The organism is Sphingomonas sp. S1-29, assembly GCF_026167545.1.
In the GTDB taxonomy this organism is placed as follows: domain Bacteria; phylum Pseudomonadota; class Alphaproteobacteria; order Sphingomonadales; family Sphingomonadaceae; genus Sphingomonas.
Map to the genome: position 1 here is coordinate 479,418 of NZ_CP110678.1, position 19,712 is coordinate 499,129.

Consider the following 19,712-nt stretch of genomic DNA (forward strand, 5'->3'; position numbering starts at 1 on the left):
AGACCCCAGCTTTCGCTGGGGTGACGGCATTGGTTTGAAGGGATGCAGGTGAAAGCAGCCGTTCTGCACGAGGCGAAGACCCCGCTGGTCATCGAGGAGGTGCGCGTCGACAAGCCCGGTCCGCGCGAGGTGCTGATCCGCACCTCGGCGGTGGGGGTGTGCCGGTCGGACCTGCACTTCATCGATGGCGGTTTCCCGCATCCGGTGCCGACGATCCCCGGGCATGAGGCGGCGGGCGTGGTCGAGGCGGTGGGCGAGGGGGTGTCGAGCGTGAAGCCCGGCGACCATGTCATCACCTTCTTCACCGCCTTTTGCGGCGCATGCGAATTCTGCATCTCGGGCCGGCCTTCGCTTTGCATCGATTCCTCGACGCGGCGGCCTCCCGATGCCGAACCACGGCTGCGGCTGGCGGGCGGGCAGGCGCTGGCGCCGTTCCTGAACCTGTCGGCCTTTGCCGAGATGATGCTGGTGCACGAACATGCCTGTGTCGCGATCAGCCGCGACATGCCGCTCGATCGCGCGGCGCTGCTCGGCTGCGCGGTGATCACCGGCGCGGGGGCGATCTTCAACGACAGCAAGGTGAAGCCCGGCGAGAGCGTCGCGGTGATCGGTGCGGGCGGGATCGGTCTGTCGGCGATCAACGCCGCCAAGATCGCCGGCGCGGGCATGATCGTGGCGATCGATCCGGTGCCCGAGAAGCGCGAGCTGGCCCGCAAGATGGGCGCGACGCATGTGTTCGACTCCGCCGAAGACGGGCTGGCTAAGGCGGTGCTGAAGCTCACCGATGGCGGGGTGCATTATGCGATCGAGGCGGTGGGGCGTCCCGCGACCGCCGAGCTTGCCTGGAACCTCCTGCGGCGCGGCGGCACCGCGACGATCCTGGGGATGATCTCCCCCGGCCAGTCGGTGAGCATCCCCGGCCACACCTTCCTGACGGGCAAGAAGCTGCAAGGATCGCTGCTGGGATCCACCCAATTCCCGATCGACATGCCGCGGCTGGTGCAGATGTATCTCGACGGCAAGCTCGACCTCGACACGATGGTCGCCGAGCGGATCAGCCTCGACCAGGTCAACGACGCGATGGCGAAGCTGCGGACCGGCGACACCGCGCGGTCGGTGATCGTGTTCGCATGAGCGCGCTGGCTGAAGAAACGATCGACACCGCCGCGCTCGAGCGGTGGATGGTCGCGCAACACCCCGGCTTTGCCGGGCCGGTGACGCTCACCAAATTCGCCGGTGGGCAATCGAACCCCACCTATCGCGTCGATACGCCAGGGGGCAGCTATGTGCTGCGTCGCCAGCCCTTCGGCGCGCTGCTGCCATCGGCGCACGCGGTCGACCGCGAATATCGGCTGATCGCCGCGCTCCATCCCACCGGCTTTCCGGTCGCGCGACCCTGTTTCGGTTTGTGCGAAGACCCGGCGGTGATCGGGTCGACATTCTACATGATGGAATTGGTCGAGGGGCGAACCTTGTGGGACGGGACGCTGCCCGACATGCCCCCCGCCGACCGCCGCGCGCATTATGAGGCAATGGTCGATACGCTCGCCGACCTGCACGCGATCGATTACGCGGCGGCGGGTCTGGGCGATTTCGGCAAGCCCGGCAATTATTTCGAGCGCCAGGTCGCGCGCTGGACCCGGCAATATCGCGCGGCGCAAACCGACGACATTCCCGCCGCGGAAGCTTTGATCGACTATCTCGCGCGCACCGTGCCGCCGCAAACGCGCACCGCGATCGTCCACGGCGATTATCGCATCGACAATATGATCTTCGCGCCGCAAGCGCCGCGCATCCTGGCGGTGCTCGATTGGGAGCTGTCGACCCTGGGCGATCCGCTCGCCGACTTCGCCTATTTCGCGATGAACTGGGTGACCGAGCCCGAGGGGCGTTCGGGGGTGATGGGACAGACCGGCGGCGACACCGGTATCCCGACGCTCGAGGAAGTGACCCAGCGCTATTGCGCGCGGACGGGGCGCGACGACGTCCCCGACCTCAACTGGTATTTCGCCTATAATCTGTTCCGGCTGATGGGCATCGTCCAGGGGATCAAGAAGCGCTGGCTCGACGGCAACGCATCGAACGCCGCCGCTGAGGCGACCGCGGCGCGGGTGCCGTCACTGGCCGAGGCGGCATGGGGCTTCGCGGTGAAAGCAGGAGCATGACGATGCGCGCACGGTTCGAGGGCAAGTCGATCATCGTCACCGGCGCGGGATCGGGGATCGGCCGCGCGGTGTCACGCGCCTTCGCCGCCGAGGGCGGGCGCGTGGTCTGTGCCGACCTGACCGAGGGGTGCGAGGAGACCGCAGCGATGATCGCTGCCGATGGCGGCACCGCGCTGGCGATCCGGATCGATGCCGGCAGCGAGGCCGATGTCGAGCGGATGGTCGCGCTGGCGTGCGAAGCGCATGGTGGGGTCGATATGATCCACGCCAATGCCGGCATTTCGGGCGGTATCGCCGGCCTGTTCGAGGGCACGCCCGAGCAATGGGCTGAGATATTGCGCGTCAACCTCATCGGGCCGTTTCTGGCGATCAAGCACGCCGCGCCGCGGATCGTCGAGCGCGGCGGCGGCGCGATCGTCTGTACCGCGAGCGTCGCCGGCTTGCGATCGGGGGCGGGCGGGGTGCCTTATTCGGCGTCGAAGGCGGGGGTCATCAGCCTTGTGCAGACCAGCGCGCAGCAATTGTCAGGCAGCAATGTGCGGGTCAACGCGGTCTGCCCCGGACTGATCGAAACCGGCATGACCAAGCGCGCCTATGACTATGCGCGCGAAAAGGGGGTCGAGGACCGGATTGGCCGGCTGAACCCGTTGCGGCGCGGCGGCGAGCCCGACGAGATCGCGCGGGTGGTACTGTTCCTCGCCTCCGACGAGGCGAGCTATGTCAACGGACAGGCGATCGCGGTCGATGGCGGGCTTTCGTCGAGCCATCCGGTGACGCGGCAGGAGTTCGGCAAGACCGCGGCCTAGCGCCTGTCTTGCCAGCGTCATTTTGTCGCGGCAGACTAATGCCATGAGCCATCGCCTTGCCCTTATCGGCGTCGTCCTGGCGCTGTCGCCCGCCGCCGCGCAGCAGCGACCTCCCATAGTGTCGCCGCCGCCGCCACCACCACCGCCTTCGGTGCCGCCGCCGGTCGTGGCGACATCGAGCGGGCAGATCATCAACCGGCAGAAGCTCCTCGACTACCGCCCGGGCGACGTGCGCTGCGGCAGCGAGACGATCCGTCCCGAACGCGTCGAACGCCCGCTGACCATGTTGCGCTATGGCGACGTGCCGGCGATTCCGATCATGCTTCGGTTCCGTATCGATAGTACAGGACGGCCGCTGAGCATTGTTCGCGAGAGCGAGCGTTTCCCCGAGAACGATGATCTGTTGCCGAGCTTTGCAGCATGGCAATTCCCCGATGGCGCACGTGCTGATTGCAGCATCAGCTTCTACCCGGTTGCCGAACCGATCGAAAGGGTGAGCCCAGCCGCTGCGCGCCGCTATCTAGCGCTCGGCGGGTTTCGGCCCGGCCAGGCGCCGCGACCATTGTGGGACCGGGCGCAGCTGCCGGGAGGATGCGTCCAGCGTTGGCCGCAACTGCTGACTCAGAGCTTCCCGCGTTTCGATACGATTGCCGCGCCGCCCGCGTCGCTCTCGGCAACCTTCCTGGGGTTCGACATCGATGCCGAGGGGGTGCCGACCAACATCCGGACGCTCGACAGCGACGGCAACGCTGCGCTCGATGTGGCTGGGCGCGAGGCGATCGCCAAGTGGCGCTATGCGCAGGGGCCGCGGACCGGTTGCACCTATCCCTACCACCGCAGGCAGCAGGTGCCGCTGGCGCCGCCCGAGGCACCCGATCCCGCAGCACTGCGCGATCCCGCGGCGCGCTGCGACACCGCGGAAGCATGGCAGACGCCACCGGTGCTGACTTTCCCTGATCCCTATCGCAAGCGCGCGATCGAGGGCTGGGCGATCATCGCGTTCGACGTCGCGCCCTGGGGCGCGACGGGCAATGTCCGCGTGCTCGCGGCCGAGCCGACGAGCGATTTCGGCGACGCCGCCAAGCGTGTGGTCGAGCAATCGCGCAAGATGGCGTCGGAGACCGGCGCGTCGGGCTGCACCGAGCGCGTTCGTTTCGCGATGACTAGCGACTGATTCGCGCGGCTTCGGCGCGGCGCATCGGCATCGCGTCGATCGTATCGCTCAGCAGCGCCATCGCGATCGGATCGGCGCGGCGGAGTTTCAGCCCGCCATCCTTGCCCAGCAGCACCGCCTGGAACTCGCGCTCGGACACGCCGTAACGCTGGCGGAGGCGCCCCGCATCGTCGCGCACCCCCGATACCGAATCGCCGACGACTTCGATGACGTGCAGATCACGCTCGGCCATCGCGCGCTTGTCGAGCAGCCGCCGCTGGCTCGCGAGATCGGAATCGTCGCGCGATGGCGCGAAGACGATCAGCACGCGGCGTTCCCATTGCAGCGAATCGAGCGAGGCGGGAGCGGCCTGGACGGCGGCGGCGATGCCGAGGGGAAAGAGCGCTTCGATCATCAGCCTATAACGCGCACGCTGCGGTTCGGTGCCCGCGATCAGTCGCGCAAGCGGATCAGTCCCTCCTGCGCGCAGCTCGCCACCAGTCGCCCGTCGCGGGTGAAGATGCGCCCACGATTGAAGCCGCGCGCATGCCCCGCCCAGGGGCTGTCGGTGGTGTAGAGCAGCCATTCGTCGAAGCGGAAGGGCTCGTGCAGCCACACCGCATGATCGAGGCTGGCGGTCTGCAGCCGGCCCGACATCCAGTTGACCCCGTGTGGCAGCATGCACGTGCCGAGCAGGCTCATGTCGCTGGCATAAGCGAGCATCGCGCGGTGGAGCGCGGGATCGTCGGGCAGCGGCGCGGCGACGCGGAACCAGCTATGCTGCTGCGGCGCCGAGGGTTCGGGCGCGAACCAATTGCGCGGGTTGGTCGGGCGGATCTCGATCGGGCGCGACCGCAGGAAGAAGCGGCGGAGCTTTTCGGGCACCTGTTCGCGGATTTCCTCGCGAAGCTCGCTGTCGCTGCGCAGCGTGTCGGGATCGGGGACGTCGGGCATCGCATCCTGATGGTGCAGCCCTTCTTCGGGGACATGGAACGACGCGATCATGTTGAGGATCGGCGCGCCGCGCTGCATCGCGATGATCCGGCGGTTGGCGAAGCTGCGTCCGTCGAAATCGCGCACGACGCGGTAGATGATCGGGTGATCCTCGTTACCCGGACGCATGAAATAGGCGTGGAGCGAATGCGCGACCTTGGGCGAGTCGACCGATCGCTGCGCCGCCTGGAGCGCCTGGCCGATCACCTGCCCGCCAAAGACCCGCCCGGTGCCGCCAGGCTGGCGCGCGCCGCGATACAGGTCGGTGTCGATCTCCTCGACGTCGAGCAGGTCGATGAGTTGCGCGACGAGCGCTTGCGGGGTGGTGGCGCGTTCGTTGGGGTCGGTCATACTGTGGGCGCTCAATAGCCGCTTTCGCGCGCCAGCGCATCGGCATGATAATTCGCATCGCCAAACATCTCGGCGAGTACGCGCGCGCGCTTCATATAGAAGCCGATGTCATATTCGTCGGTCATGCCGATGCCGCCGTGCATCTGGACACCCTCCTGCACGCTGAGCGTGGTGGCGAGCCCGGTCATCGCCTTGGCGACCGCCACCGCCTGACCCGCGAGCGCGCTGCCGGCATCGAGCAATTGCTGCGCCTTGAGCACCGCGGCGCGCGCGACTTCCATTTCGGCATAGAGGTGCGCGGCGCGGTGCTGGAGCGCCTGGAAGCTGCCGATCGTCTGACCGAACTGCTTGCGTTCTTTGAGGTACGCAACGGTCAGGTCCATCGCACCGCCACCCACACCCAGCAGCTCGGCCGAAGCGCCGCTGCGGCCTGCCGCCAGCAGACGGTTCAGCACTTCGCGGCCATTGTCGACCTCGCCGACGACCGAGTCGGCATCGAGTTGCAGATCGGCAAAAGTGATCCGCGACGCCAGGCTCGAATCGGCAAGGCGTTCTGGCCGGATGTCAGGCGCGGCGGTTTTGGAATCGACCGCGAACAGCGTCACGCCATCCTGGTCGGACTCGGCTCCCGAGGTGCGCGCGGCGACCAGGATCAGGTCGGCGACATGCGCGTGCGCGACGAATTGCTTGGTGCCTGAAAGCCGGAAACCATTGCCCGATCGCTGCGCGGTGAGCGAAATGCCGTCGCCGAATTTCGCGCGCTCGTCGATCGCCAGCGCGGCGATCGTGTCGCCCGCCAGGATGCCGGGATAATAGCGATCGGCGTGCGCGGTGCCGCGCAGCGCCTCGACCGCGGCGACCGCGGTGGTGAGGAAGGGCGAGGGCGAGAGGTTGCGGCCGATTTCCTCGAGCACCACGCCAGCCTCGACATGGCCGAGCCCCATGCCGCTTTGCGCCTCGGGGATCCGGATGCCGGTGAAGCCCATCTCGGCGAACTGCTTCCACAGGTCGCGGCTGAAGCCGGTGGGGTCGTTCGCGTCGCGCAGCGCGCGCAGGTGCGAGGGCGGCGCGTGCTCGGCGATGAAGTCGCGCGCGGTGTCGCGGAGCATCGTCTGCTGATCGTCGAGATACAGGGGCATATTCTTCTCTTTTCTTCTCAAAGCCCTCTCCCGCGTGCGGGAGAGGGTTGGGTGAGGGCCTGTTTCCTGTCGCAACGGACGAGAAGGCCCTCACCGCTGCGACTAGGTTCGCTTCGCTCTCCAAGTCTCGCTCCTCTCCCGCAGGCGGGAGAGGGTAGTTACGCCGGCAAGTCCAAAATCCGTTTCGCGACGATGTTGAGCTGGATCTCGCTCGTGCCGCCCTCGATCGAATTGGCCTTGGTGCGAAGCCATGCACGCGCTGCCGCGCCGCCATTTGACGCGCCGCTTTCCCATTCGAGCGCGTCCGATCCGCCCGCCGCCATTTGCAGTTCGTGGCGCGCCTTGTTCAGTTCGGTGCCGTAATATTTCATCATGCTCGGCTGTGCCGGATGCGCGCGGCCTGCCTTGAGTTCGTCGATAAAACGCTCGGACATCGCCCCAAAGGCGCGCGCGCGGACTTCGAACATGGCGATCGAGGCGCGCAGCAACGGATCGGCGAGCCGGCCATTCGCGTCCAGCCCAACCGCAGCGATCGCGCCCTCGATCAGTGGGTTGCCGCCGCCCGCGCTCGCAAGGCCCATGCCCGAGATCATCTCGCGCTCATGCCCCAGCAGATATTTGGCGACGTCCCAGCCCTTATTCTCGTCATAGATGCGATTGGCCTTGGGGACGCGGACATTGTCCATGAAGGTTTCGCAAAAGGGCGAATAGCCCGAGATCAGCAGGATGGGCTTGGTCGACACGCCTTCGCTGGCCATGTCGAACAGCACGAAGCTGATGCCGCCCTGCTTCGATTCCTTCGAGGTGCGAACCAGGCAGAAGATCCAGTCGGCCTTGTCGGCATAGCTGGTCCACACCTTCTGCCCGTTGACGATATAATGATCGCCCGCATCTTCGGCGGAGGCGGCGAGGCTGGCGAGATCGGAGCCGGCATTGGGTTCGCTATAGCCCTGGCACCAGCGGATTTCGCCGCGTGCGATCTTGGGCAGATGGTCGAGCTTTTGTTCCTCGGTGCCGTATTTGAGCAGCGCCGGCCCGAGCATCGAGATGCCGAAGCTGTTGAGCGGGTTGCGGCAATGCAGCGCCGCCATTTCCTCGCGCAGCGCCTTGGCTTCGGCGGGGCTCAAGCCCCCGCCGCCATATTCAGTCGGCCAATCGGGGACGGTCCAGCCGCGCGATGCCATTGCCTCGAGCCATTCGCGCTGCCCCGGCTGGAAATCGGGGTTGCGTCCGCCCCAGCATATGTCCTTGTCCGATCGCACGGGTGCCCGCATTTCGGGCGGGCAATTGGCTTCGAGCCAGGCGCGGGTTTCGCTGCGGAAGGTGGCCAGATCGGTCATGCGATTGCTCCTTGTGGAGACGGGGAAAGATGCTGGGCGATCAGCGCGGCAATTTCGATCGCGCGATGATCCTGGTGAAGCTCGGTGATGACCTGCACCCCGGTGGGCAGCCCGTCGATCAGCCCGACCGGCATGCAGGTCGCGGGCAGGCCGGGATAGGTGGCGAGGCCGGCCCAGGCGAGATGCGCGTCATAAGGGCCGGGGGTGCCGTCAATGGCGAGCGTGCGGTCGGCAAGCGGGCTGTGGTCATGCGCGAATGCCTGGGTCGCGGCGGGCGGCGCGATCACCGCGTCGAACTCACCGAACAGCGCGCCCCAGGCGCGAGTGCTGCGCGCCTGTGCATCGAGCATGCTGAGCCATTTCAGCAACGACGGCAGCGTGTGGTGCAGCGCGGGATTGCTGCGCGCGAAGGTGACGTTCAGCAGATCGCCATAGGCGCTATGCTGGCGCGATAGATCGGGGAGCAGATCGCTGTGGCGAACGACCTCGACACCGGCGCGGGCAAGCGCCGCTGCGGCGCGCTCGACACCCTCGACCACCGCATGCGCGGTGCGGGTTTCGGGATGCTGGGCGAGGACCAGTACGCGCCGTGTGCGCGCCGCCGGGCGCGGCAGTGGCAGCGTGGCGAGCAGGTCGATCATCAGCGCCAGGTCCTGCGGATCACGCGCCAGCGGGCCGATCACGCCGAGCACGGTTTCGGTACCATCGGTGCCCGGATAGCGATGGCCGTCGGACGAAATCGCGTTCCAGCTCGGCTTGTGCCCCCATATGCCGCAGAAATGCGCGGGCACCCGGATCGAGCCGCCGACGTCGCTGCCAAGCTCGATCGGCACCATCCCCGCCGCCACCGCCGCGGCGCCGCCGCCCGAGCTGCCACCGGAGGTGCGCGCGGGATCGAGCGGATGATTGGTGCGGCCGTGGATCGAATTGACCGATTGCCAGTCGCCCAGCCCCTTGGGCACGTTGGATTTGCCCAAAATGATCGCGCCCGCCGCCTTCAGGCGAGCGACGGCATGCGCGTCGGTGGTGGCGACGTTGTTGCGATGCTCGGCAAAGCCCCAATGGGTGGGCAGGCCGGCAATATCGAACGCCTCTTTCACCGTCATCGGCACGCCGAGCAGCGGCGCGGTATCGCCCGCGGCCAGCCGCGCATCGGCGGCGTCGGCGGCGGCAAGCGCGCGATCGAAATCACGCACCGGCACCGCGTTGATCTCCGGATCGAGCGTTTCGATCCGCGCGATCGCGGCGAGGGCTTGTTCACGCGCGGTGGTGGTGCCGGCGCGGATCGCGGCGGCGGTGGCGTGGGCGGTGAGGGGCGGGGTGCTGGTCATCTAACGATCCCGTTCGTCCTGAGTAGCCGGCGAGTAGCGGCGAAGCCGCGTATCGAGGCGGCGTATCGAAGGATGGGTCGCCGCGCGCGGCGGTGCTTCGATACGCGCCCTCGCTACGCCCTCTGCGAGGGCTACTCGGTCGCTACTCAGCACGAACGGGGTAGGGGGCGCCATTTCCCCCCTTGCCGCGTTCAATTGAAGCGCTCGCCCTTGTCGGCCTTGTCGCGCAGCAGTTTTGCGACCTCGAAGCCGTGTTTCTCCAGCCCGGCGACGATCTTCTTCAGCCCCTCGGTATCGGCCCAGAACATCGGGCCGCCGCGATAGACCGGCCAGCCATAGCCATAGATCCACACGACATCGATGTCGCTCGCACGCTGTGCCATGCCTTCCTCAAGGATCAGCGCGCCTTCGTTGACCATCGTGTAAAGTGTGCGTTCGACGATCTCCTCATCGGTGATGTCGTGCTGCACGGCACCCGATTTCGCCCGGAATTCCTCGATGATCTCGGCGACGCGGGGGCTGGGCGAGGGGTTCCGCTTTTCGTCATAGTCATAAAAGCCCGCCTGGGTCTTTTGCCCCCAGCGCTTTTCGGCGGCGAGCGCGTCGCGGATATTTTCGATGCGGGTGGGATCGCGGTGCCAGCCGATGTCGACGCCGGCCAGATCGCTCATCTGGAACGGCCCCATCGGCATGCCGAAGGCGACATGCACCTTATCGATCTGCTCGGGAGTGGCTCCCTCCATCAGCAGCTTCATCGCCTCTACCTGGCGCGGCATCAGCATGCGGTTGCCGATGAAGCCGTGGCAGACGCCCGAGACGACCGCGACTTTGCGGATCGTCTTGCCCAGCGCCATGACGGTGGCGAGCACATCGTCGGCGGTCTTGGCCCCGCGCACGACTTCGAGCAATTTCATCACATTGGCGGGCGAGAAGAAGTGCATCCCCAGCACGTCCTGCGGGCGGGACGTGCTCGCGGCGATCTCGTCGACGTTGAGATACGACGTGTTCGACGCAAGGATCGCGCCGGGCTTGGCGATCTTGTCGAGCTTGCCGAACAGCTCCTTCTTGACGTCCATATTCTCATAGACCGCCTCGATGATCAGGTCGCAATCGGCAAGGTCGTCGAGCGAAAGCGTGGGGTTGAGCGCGCCCATCGCCTGTTCGACCTGTTCGGGCTTGATCCGGCCCTTGGCCGCCGATGCCTCGTAATTCTTGCGGACGACGCCGGTGCCGCGATCGAGCGCTTCCTGCTGCATCTCGACGATCGTCACCGGAATGCCCGCCGACAGGAAGTTCATCGCGATACCGCCGCCCATCGTGCCCGCGCCGATGACGCCGACACGCTTGATGTCGCGAAGCGCGATGTCGGGTGCGATGCCGTCGATCTTCGAGGCCTTGCGCTCGGAAAAGAAGATGTGCCGCTGCGCTGCAGACTGGACGCCGAACATCAGCTTCATGAAGCTTTCGCGCTCGAACTGGATGCCTTCGGCAAACGGCACCTGCGTCGCCTTTTCGACGCAGGCGATGTTCGCCTCGGGCGCGTCGAAGCCGCGGAAGCGGCGGGCGTTGGTCTTGCGAAAATCGGCGAAGACCTGAGCGTCGGCGGTGGCGGTCTTCTCGCTGGCGCGCGGCAACGGGCGCGCAGCGGCGACCTCGGCGGCGAAGGCGAGCGCGTCGTCGAGCAGGCTGGCTTCGCCGGCGAGGCGGTCGACCAGCCCGGCCTCGTGCGCCTGGCTCGCCGAGATCGGATCGCCCTTGGCGGTCATTTCGAGCGCGAGCGCGACGCCGGCGACGCGCGGCAGCCGCTGGGTGCCACCGGCACCGGGAAGCAGCCCGAGCTTCACTTCGGGTACGCCCAGCTTCGCCGAGGGCACCGCGATGCGGTAATGGCACGCCAGCGCGACCTCGCAGCCGCCGCCGAGCGCGGTGCCGTGGATCGCCGCGATCACGGGCTTGTCGAGCGCCTCGATCGAATCGACCAGCGTCGGGAGCAGCGGCTCGACCGGGGGCTTGGAGAATTCGGTGATGTCGGCGCCCGCGAAGAAGGTCTTGCCCGCGCAAGTGATGACGACCGCGTGGATCGAATCGTCGCCGGCCGCCTCCTTTAGCGCAGCGTCGATCCCGGTACGGACCGCGGCGCCGAGCGCGTTGACGGGGGGATTGTCCGAGGTGACGACGAGGATGTCGCCGTGGCGGGCGGTGGTGATGGGCGAGGTCATAAGCGTGGTTTCTCCGATGGTCCGGCGAAGGGAATTGGGGGCGTAGGATGGCGTTGAGCAGGGTGGGGGACAGGCGCGGCGATCGTCATGCGAAATGCGTACCTTTCATTCGAAACCGGCGCAACCGGTCGCTGCCTGCAGGCTTGGTTCCTCTATTGCCTTGAGTGTGCGGCGAATCAATACTAACCTAACGCAATAGGGTAACAGCCCAAACCCGACATTCAACTATCGGAGAGAATGCCTTGGCCCAAGACCCGCTCGTCGCGCTTGATCCCGCCTGGCCCAAGATGTCGCTGGCGCAGGTCGAGGCGCTGCTGACCGCGCCGGGGCAGCGATTCGAATATGAGACTGTCGACATTCGAGGCGTGCCGACGCGGGTGTGGAAGCAGGCGCCCGCGAGCCTGGCGCTGCTGACGATGTTCTCGCGCAGCCATGGCGCGCGCGAGTTCCTGATCCACGAGGACGAGCGGATCACCTACGACGCGCATTTCCGCGGCGTCGCGCATCTGGCGCACAAATTGGTGGCGGTGGGGATCGGCCGCGGCGACCGCGTCGCGCTGGCGATGCGCAACCTGCCCGAATGGACGCAAGTCTTCTTCGCGGTGACCGCGATCGGCGCGGTCGCGGTGCCGCTCAATGCGTGGTGGACCGGCGGCGAGCTCGAATATGGCGTCAATGATTCGGGCGCCAAGCTGCTGATCGTCGATGGCGAGCGGCATGTGCGGCTCGCGGGGCACTACCCCGCGATGCCCGCGGTCGAACGGGTGCTGGTGACCCGCGCCAAGACCCCGCTCGAAGGGAAAGCCGAGCCGTTCGAGGCGCTGGTGGGCGCGCCGACCGACTGGGCGACATTGGGCGAGCTCGCGCTGCCCGATATCGCGATGACGATCCAGCCCGACGACGAGGTCGCGATCTTCTATACCAGCGGCACCACCGGCCACCCCAAGGGCGCGATCGGCACGCATCGCAACATGCTGTCGAACATCTTCACCGCGGGCTATGCATCGGCGCGGATGATGCTCCGGCGGGGCGAGATGCCGCCGCCCGCGCCCGAGCCCAAGACCAGCCTGATCGTCATCCCCTTTTTCCACGTCACCGCATGCAGCGCGTTCCTGATGGGTAATATCGTCGCCGGCGGGACGATCGTGCTGATGCGCAAATGGGACACGATCGAGGCCTACAAGCTGATCGAGCGCGAGCGCATCCATGCCACCGGCGGGGTGCCGACGATCGCTTGGCAGTTGCTCGAACATCCCGATCGCGCGCGATATGACCTGTCGAGCCTCGAAACGATTTCGTACGGCGGCGCTCCCTCGGCACCCGAATTGGTGCGGCGGATCTATGAAGAGTTCGGCGCGCTGCCCGGCAATGGCTGGGGCATGACCGAGACGATGGCGACGGTGACCAGCCATCAGGGCGAGGATTATCTCAACCGCCCCGACAGCTGCGGCCCGCCGGTGCCCGTTGCCGAGCTCAAGATCATGGCGCCCGATGGTGAGACCGAGCTCGGCGTCGGCGAGGTCGGCGAATTATGGGCGCGCGGGCCGATGATCGTGAAGGGCTATTGGGAGAAGCCCGAGGCGACCGCCGAAACCTTCATCGACGGCTGGGTGCGCACCGGCGACCTGGCGAAGCTCGACGACGAAGGCTTTTGCTACATCGTCGATCGCGCCAAGGACATCATCATCCGCGGCGGCGAGAATATCTATTCGATCGAGGTCGAGAATGTCCTCTACGCGCACCCCGCGGTGACCGACGCCGCGCTGGTCGGGGTGCCGCACCGAATCTTGGGCGAGGAGCCCGCCGCGGTGGTGCATCTGTGCCCCGGCTGCGAGGCGAGCGAAGCTGAATTACAGGCCTGGGTCGGGAAGCATCTGGCGGGGTTCAAGGTGCCGGTGGCGGTGAAGTTCGTCGATTCGGTGCTGCCGCGCAACGCCAATGGCAAGATCCTGAAGAAGGAATTGCGCGCGATGTTCGAGGGGGTTGAGGCTTAATACCTCGCTGCCGGTGTATGAATGCCGCCGTACATCGTTGAGATCATTGTCCCTGCCGATGGTAAATTGGGATATTGCTAATGCTCGCGCGATTTGTACCAATGCAAGACTGGGCGCCGAGGCCCGCCGAATAGCGTTCGTAACCGCGGTGCCAGCGCTTACCGTTAGGAATGCGTTTACCACTTCTCCCCGCGGCAATAGCGATCAGCACGATGCTGCCGTGCGTGCCTGCAGCGGCGCAGGGGGAACGGTTCCAGCAGCTGCGCGCGCAGGACCTGCGCGTCGCGAGCGTCGCCTATCGGTTGGCGGTTTCGGGCAGCGCGTTGTGCCCCACGGCGACCGAGCCGCAATCGGGGATCGTGCTGCACAGCCTCGCGCAATATGCCGAAGGCGACCGTGCGGCCGCGGCCGAGCACCTGGGGCTGGGCGATGGCGTGACGGTGTTGGGGGTCACTGCGGGAAGCGCTGCCGACCGCGCCGGGCTGTCGGCGAAGGACGTGGTGCTTTCGATCGGCGGGGCCGTGCTCGTTGACGCTACGCCGAGTAGCGCGGCAAGGCTGCTGGCCGATGCGCTTGCGCAGGGCGCGACGACGATCGTCGTCGCGCGCGGCGGCGGCAATCGCGAGCTTCGCCTTGCCGCCGAGCGTGGTTGCCCGACGCGCGCCGAACTGCTCACCGATACAAGGGTCAATGCCTGGGCCGATGGCGAGCGCGTGATGCTCACCACCGGCATCGTCGCCGAGACGCAGACCGACGATGAGCTGGCGATCGTGATCGCGCACGAGATGGCGCATAATATCCTGCGCCACCGCAGCCAGCTTGGGGCGAGTGCGGCGCAAAGCGCGCTGCTGCCGGGTGCCGGATCGCCCGCGGCGATGCAGGCGGCGCGCGAGACCGAGGAGGAGGCTGACCGGTTCGCGGTCGGAATCGCGGGGGCCGCGGGCTATGACCTGGCGCAGGCGGCGCCGTTCCTCGAACGGCTGCTGGTCAAGGGCGGCATCGCGCAGGCGGCGGCTGACACCCACCCGGCGGGTGAGCGTCGGATCGCGTTGCTGACCGCCGCGGTCGCCGAAGCGACCGGGCAGTCCGCTCAGCGCTGAGGCGCGCGCATCGCGGGGAAGACCTCGGCCAGGTCGCGCGTCTCGGGCAGGATATAGACGATGCCGACGGTGCCCGCGAAGGCCGGGGCGACGACGCCGTCGTAGAACGCCTCGGGCACGTTGATGCAGCCATAGGAGATCCGGTTGTCGCCCGCGGTCGGGGTCGCGAGTCGCTGGCGGCGGCGGTCCTTGGCCTTGCCGTCGATCACGCGATGCAGCGACAGCGCCTTGTCGTAATCGATCCAGAGAATATCCTGATCGAGATCGTGGCCGAGCGCCGCCTGGTAGCGGCCCGCGGGGGTGGTGCGTTCGTGCGGCAGGATCGCCGTCAGCCGGCGCTGGCCGATGCCGGGCGCCGAATCGTCGCCGACCGCCGAGCCGAGCAAGGCCGCGGCGGCGCCCGCGACGCTGCCGTCGCGCGCGAAGACGAAGACGCGCGCGGCGGTCTTGTCGATGATGGCGAAGGGCAGATTCTGATGGTCGCGCGAGGCGACCACCCAGTCGGCGAGCGTGCGCGCCTGGTCCGACGGTACCTCGACCTTGAAATCGGCGCGGCGCGGGGGCTCGCCGCCGGGATCGGCGCGCGCGGCGACCAGCGGCGAGGCGATGGCGATCGCCAGCACCACCGCGATCACCGCGCGTTGCATCGCCTTAATTGCGCGCCTGCTTGCGCGGATAGACCGGCACCGCGGGCGCGGGGAGGAAGGCGTTGCCGCTCGGGCGGGTGCCGGGCCGGACGACGGCTGGCTGTTCGATCGCCGGCTGGGTCCAGGCGGTCTGCATCGGTGGCATCGTGACGCCAATGCCGTTGACGCTGAGCTGCGCGATCGCGGGCGCGGTGGGGACTAGGGGCCCGACCCCGGTGAGGACCGCGGTGTAGAGCGGCGGGACGACCACCGGGATCACCGCGACCGGCGGCACCGGGCTGGGGACGGGGACGACGGGAACCCCCGGGATCACCACCACCGGCGGAACGGTGCCCGGCGGCGCGATGACGACCGGCGGCACGATGACGGGCGGGACGACCACGACGGGCGGTACCACGGGGGGGACAACCGGCGGGACGACCGGCGGCGGCGTTACCACCGGCGGCACGACGGGAGGCACGACCGGCGGCGGCGTCACCACCGGCGGTACGACGGGAGGCACGACCGGCGGCGGCACCACCGGTGGCACCACGGGCGGCGGCACGACAGGTGGGACCACCGGCGGCGGCGGCGTCACGACCGGGGGAACCACGGGCGGCGGCACCGGCTCTTCGGGCGGTGGCGGCACCACAACGGGCGGCGGCACCACGACAGGCGGCGGCACCACGACAGGCGGTGGCACCACGACCGGCGGTGGCACCACGACGGGCGGTGGCACCACGACCGGCGGCGGGATCACCACCGGCGCAGGGGTGATCGTCCCGAAGGTCGCGAAGGTCGCGACGCAGCACGACCCCGCCAGCGCGTAGAGATTGGCGTTGGGGCCGCCCAGCGTATAGCCGCTGAAGGTGATGCCGCCACTCACGCCCACCGTCGGGTCGTTGAAGGTCGCCACCGCGTCGGGACCGGCGACCAGCGTCACCCCGGTGGGCAGCCCCGCGCCGGTGGTGTTGAAGCCGTTAAGCACGGTGTTGGGGCTGCCGTCGTCGACCTTGTTGCCGTTGGGGAAGACCAGCATCCGCTGCGTCAGCGTCGCGCCTTCGGTGAGGACGAAGCGGTTGGCGAAGTCGGTCGGCGCGGCGTACGAGATCGGATTGTAGTTGAGCGTCACCGGCGCGACGGTGACCGTCACCGGCGGCGCCAGCGGGGCGAAGATGATCGTGCCGAGGCCGGTGCCGTTGCCGCCGCTGATCAAGGTCATCCCGACTGGTAAACCAAGGCTTTGTGCAGGGATCGTCGAACCGCGCGTGAGCGTCACCGCGGCTTCGATATGGACGTCGTTGCCCGAGCACAGCGCGATGTTGCCGTCGGTCGTGGTGATCGCGCGGCGGACATGGACGTCGCGGCCGGCATTGAGCAGGACGCTGCCATTGGTCGTGGTCACCGGCGCATCGACATTGATGTCGCGGCCGCAGCAGGCGACCAGATTGCCGTTGGTCGCGGTGATCGCGGCGTTGATGTTGACGTCGCGAAAGGCGTTGAGCGTCAGCGTCGTCGGCGCGCCCGATGCGCTCCAGGCGACCGCATCGTTGACGAAGATGTCGCCGTTGCCGCCGGTGGTGTCGGGCACCATCGTGCTGATCGTGACGCTGCTGGTGACCAGCTGCGCCGACAGCGTCGCGCCCGATATATTGCCCCCGGTCGCGGCGATGATGAAGTCGGCGGGATCGATCAGCCAGGTGCCCGTCGTGCCTGCAGCCGCTGCGGTGGTGACGCGGAAGCCGTCGGCGATGTTGACGCGCGCCGCCGAGGTTTCGATGAAGCCGCCATTGCCCCCGGTCGGGGCGCTGGCATCGAGCACCCCCGCGACATTGGCGGTACCGCTCTGCATGTCGCCGAGCAGCACGATCCGCCCGTTGCGGCTGCCGAGCGTCCGCGCCTCGATCACCCCGGTGTTGTTGACCACGGTGCGCAGCAGCTGGCCCGCCGCCTGCGCGGTGAGCATCACCCGGCCGCCATCGGCGCGGATCAGTCCGCCATTTTCGACCAATGCGTTGATCGCGCCGCGATCGACGGTGACGTTGAGCAGCCCGTCGCCCGCGACGTCGAGCGTAACGCCCTGGCCCGCGGCGAGCGCCACGCTGCCCAGCCGCGCGACGATCGTGCCCTGGTTGCTGACATTGGCGCCGAGCAGCGCGACATAGCCGCCGTCGCGCGCGGTGATCGTGCCGCGGTTGAGCACCGCCGCGCCGCTCGCGCCCGAGAAAGTATAGCGCCCGGCCATGAAATCGGCATTGGCGATGTCGAGCGTCGAGGCGACGAAGCCGCCGACATTGACCTGCGCGCCCTGGCCGAACAGCACGCCATTGGCGTTGACGAGGAAGACCTTGCCGTTGGCCGACAGGTTGCCGAGGATCGCCGAGGGGTCGGTGCCGGTCACGCGGTTGAGCGCGACAGCATTGGCATTGGGCTGGTTGAAGCGAACGCTGTTGCCCGCGCCGATGTTGAAGCTCGACCAATCGATCGCGGTGGCGGCGCTCGACTGGTCGACGGTGACCGATCGCGCGCCGGTCGAGATCTTCGCGGCACCGGCGACCACGGTGCCGCCGGTCGGCAGCGTCTGCGCCCACGCGGTCCCGGCAAAGGCGAGCGCACCGGTGGTCAGCGCGATACGTGCGAGCCCCACCAAGGCGGTGGAGCAGGAGAGGCTGGTGCGGGTGCGGTGGATGTTCATGCTGACGGTCCTAGGCTTTGAGGTGGCGGTGCGCCGCGGATGCGACGCTGCCGTCAGAAGAGTTTGACGATCTGGAACCAGAAGCGCCCCGCGCGGTCGGGGCCCGAAGTGACTCGCTGGTCGCCGAGCCGGTGCGCGTAGGTGCCGCGCAGGATCAGTCCGCCGGGCAGGCCGGCGCTCAGCCCCGCACCGATCCCGCTGCGGCTGCTGCGATTGGGACCGGTGAAATAGGGATCGTGCGCGAAGTCGACGACGCCGGCATCGATGAAACCGAACGCCTGGAGATCGACGGCATCGAACGCGATCAGGTCGCTCAGGCCAAGCCGCGCCTCGGCGGTGACGATCACCCCCTGGTCGCCGAACGCCTCGCCCTCGGGATAGGCACGGACGCCGTAAGCGCCGCCCAATTGCATCTTTTCCGAAGTGTCGAGATTGTCGAAGGCATATTGGCCGCGCACCGAGGTGTAGAGCGACAGCGGTCCCGAGATCGTCTGCAGCCGCGCGGCGGCAAAATCGAGCTTGCCGAACCCGCCCTGAGTGCGCCCCGTGCGGCCGTCGATCGCGCGTTCGTCGGCGTTGAGGATGTTGAGGTCGCCATAGCTCAGCCGCGCCGAGACCGAGCTGATGCCGCCGCCGGCGAAATCATCGCGGCCATCGGCATCGATGCCGAGCGAGGCGATCCGGCTGTTGCGGTTCGACTGGGTCGAGACGAGCCCGATCCGGTCTTCGAACCACTTGGCGTCGAGCGCGCCGGTCAGATAGACGTTGAGATCGCGCGACCGGATTACCGGATAGCGTGCGTAGAGGCTGGCGATGTCGGCGGCGCCATCGGCATCGAGCCGTTCGAATTCGCGGCCGAGCTCGTAGCGGATATGCGCATAGGAGGCGCCCAGGGTCAGGTCGCCGACGGGAAGCTGATACGCCAGCCGCCCGTAGGCCAACCCGCCGCTCGAGGCGAGGATGCGCGCGCTGATCAGGTCGCCGATGCCGAGCGGATTGGCGAGGTTGAGCGTGCCGCCGCCGCGATATTCGCCGGTGTAACGATTGCCCGCATTATCGGCCTCGACGCTGCCGCTGATGCTGCGCCCGGGGGTGACGTCGACGAGCAGGTCAGAGGTGCCGACCGCGCTGCCGGGGCTGAGCGTCGAGCGCACGCCGACGCCGGGCAGGTCGGAAAGCAGCAGCAGCCGCCGCTCGAGCGGCGCGCCGGTGACGATGTCGCCGCCGTTCAGCCCCCGGAGCCGGCTTTGCACCACCCCGTCGGACACCCGGCTGGTGTTGTTGACGTCGATCTTGCCATATTGGCCCTCAATCACCGCGACGGTGACGGTGCCCGACTGGACGTCCTGCTCGGGGATATAGGCTTGGGCGAGGAAATAGCCGCGCGCCTGATAATAGGCCGAGATGCGCCCCGCGACGCTGCGCATTTCGCCCAGCGTCAGCGTGCTGCCCGGAACGAAGCCGCTGGCGGCGAGCAAGGTTTCGGGCGCGAACAGCGTCGCGCCGGTGATGCGCAGCGCGTCGATCCGGATCGCCTCACCCGACAGCTCGGGCTGCGGCGCGGGCGTGCGCGGCTGGAGATCAATGTCTGGGGTCGCCTTGGGGATCAGCGGGGCAGGGGGGATTTGCTGCAGCTGCTGGCCCGCGCCGATCGACTGCGCGATCGCAGCGGTCGAACAAGTCATCAACGCAACGCATACTATTCCGAATTTGAACAAGAGTGCCTCGACATTCGGCCGCACTAGATAAGCCCCGACCCACCCGCAGCGAGAAGGGGGGTAAAAGCGCTTTCCGTAGCCT

Annotated in this window: 15 protein-coding genes; 6 read left to right on the forward strand and 9 right to left on the reverse strand. The window is 67.7% G+C overall.

Features of this window, described 5'->3' with window-relative positions:
* The first annotated feature begins 48 nt into the window (after window positions 1-48).
* Genes OKW76_RS02280 through OKW76_RS02295 form a run of 4 tightly spaced genes read left to right on the forward strand, consistent with a single transcriptional unit; the run spans window position 49 to window position 4,145 of the window.
* Complete coding sequence (locus tag OKW76_RS02280) at window positions 49-1,134, forward strand: Zn-dependent alcohol dehydrogenase (RefSeq protein ID WP_265550757.1); 1,086 nt, start codon at window positions 49-51, stop codon at window positions 1,132-1,134.
* Complete coding sequence (locus OKW76_RS02285; RefSeq protein ID WP_265550759.1) at window positions 1,131-2,165, forward strand: phosphotransferase family protein; 1,035 nt, start codon at window positions 1,131-1,133, stop codon at window positions 2,163-2,165. Before OKW76_RS02280 ends, OKW76_RS02285 begins: the two co-directional genes overlap by 4 nt.
* Window positions 2,166-2,167: 2 nt before the next feature.
* Window positions 2,168-2,971, forward strand: a complete 804-nt coding sequence (locus OKW76_RS02290) for an SDR family NAD(P)-dependent oxidoreductase (RefSeq protein ID WP_265552724.1) — start codon at window positions 2,168-2,170, stop codon at window positions 2,969-2,971.
* Window positions 2,972-3,014: 43 nt separating this feature from the next.
* Window positions 3,015-4,145 carry an energy transducer TonB gene (locus OKW76_RS02295; RefSeq protein WP_265550761.1) on the forward strand — a complete coding sequence of 377 codons (1,131 nt, stop codon included), beginning with the start codon at window positions 3,015-3,017 and terminating at the stop codon, window positions 4,143-4,145.
* Here the strand turns inward: OKW76_RS02295 and OKW76_RS02300 are convergent.
* From OKW76_RS02300 to OKW76_RS02325, 6 genes are all read right to left on the reverse strand, one after another.
* Entirely contained in the window at window positions 4,135-4,539 is a 405-nt protein-coding gene (locus OKW76_RS02300; RefSeq protein WP_265550763.1) for a DUF4174 domain-containing protein, read from the reverse strand. The two genes, OKW76_RS02295 and OKW76_RS02300, sit on opposite strands and share 11 nt — an antisense overlap.
* Window positions 4,540-4,577: 38 nt before the next feature.
* Window positions 4,578-5,468, reverse strand: a complete 891-nt coding sequence (locus OKW76_RS02305) for an acyl-CoA thioesterase (protein ID WP_265550765.1) — start codon at window positions 5,466-5,468, stop codon at window positions 4,578-4,580.
* Window positions 5,469-5,479: 11 nt separating this feature from the next.
* Window positions 5,480-6,607: an acyl-CoA dehydrogenase family protein gene (locus tag OKW76_RS02310; RefSeq protein ID WP_265550768.1), complete on the reverse strand. Its 1,128-nt coding sequence runs from the start codon at window positions 6,605-6,607 to the stop codon at window positions 5,480-5,482.
* Window positions 6,608-6,765: 158 nt separating this feature from the next.
* Window positions 6,766-7,947, reverse strand: coding sequence for an acyl-CoA dehydrogenase family protein (locus tag OKW76_RS02315; protein WP_265550770.1), 1,182 nt, complete (start codon window positions 7,945-7,947; stop codon window positions 6,766-6,768).
* A complete protein-coding gene (locus tag OKW76_RS02320; protein ID WP_265550772.1) occupies window positions 7,944-9,278 on the reverse strand; it encodes an amidase family protein in 1,335 nt (444 codons plus the stop codon). Before OKW76_RS02320 ends, OKW76_RS02315 begins: the two co-directional genes overlap by 4 nt.
* Window positions 9,279-9,469: 191 nt before the next feature.
* Complete coding sequence (locus OKW76_RS02325) at window positions 9,470-11,497, reverse strand: 3-hydroxyacyl-CoA dehydrogenase NAD-binding domain-containing protein (protein WP_265550774.1); 2,028 nt, start codon at window positions 11,495-11,497, stop codon at window positions 9,470-9,472.
* A gap of 287 nt (window positions 11,498-11,784) precedes the next feature.
* Between OKW76_RS02325 and OKW76_RS02330 the strand changes: the two genes are divergently transcribed.
* Together OKW76_RS02330 and OKW76_RS02335 are read left to right on the forward strand one after the other, a co-directional pair.
* On the forward strand, window positions 11,785-13,491 hold the full coding sequence (locus tag OKW76_RS02330) for a class I adenylate-forming enzyme family protein (RefSeq protein WP_265552726.1): 1,707 nt from the start codon (window positions 11,785-11,787) through the stop codon (window positions 13,489-13,491).
* A 170-nt stretch (window positions 13,492-13,661) separates the two neighbouring features.
* On the forward strand, window positions 13,662-14,591 hold the full coding sequence (locus OKW76_RS02335; RefSeq protein WP_265550776.1) for a M48 family metallopeptidase: 930 nt from the start codon (window positions 13,662-13,664) through the stop codon (window positions 14,589-14,591).
* Here the strand turns inward: OKW76_RS02335 and OKW76_RS02340 are convergent.
* From OKW76_RS02340 to OKW76_RS02350, 3 genes are read right to left on the reverse strand one after another with little or no spacing between them, the layout of a single operon-like run.
* Window positions 14,582-15,238, reverse strand: coding sequence for a L,D-transpeptidase (locus tag OKW76_RS02340; protein WP_265550777.1), 657 nt, complete (start codon window positions 15,236-15,238; stop codon window positions 14,582-14,584). The genes OKW76_RS02335 and OKW76_RS02340 overlap by 10 nt on opposite strands.
* Window positions 15,239-15,242: 4 nt before the next feature.
* Entirely contained in the window at window positions 15,243-17,912 is a 2,670-nt protein-coding gene (locus OKW76_RS02345; protein ID WP_265550779.1) for a filamentous hemagglutinin N-terminal domain-containing protein, read from the reverse strand.
* Between the two features lie 53 nt (window positions 17,913-17,965).
* Complete coding sequence (locus OKW76_RS02350) at window positions 17,966-19,597, reverse strand: ShlB/FhaC/HecB family hemolysin secretion/activation protein (protein ID WP_265550782.1); 1,632 nt, start codon at window positions 19,595-19,597, stop codon at window positions 17,966-17,968.
* Between the last annotated feature and the right edge of the window lie 115 nt (window positions 19,598-19,712).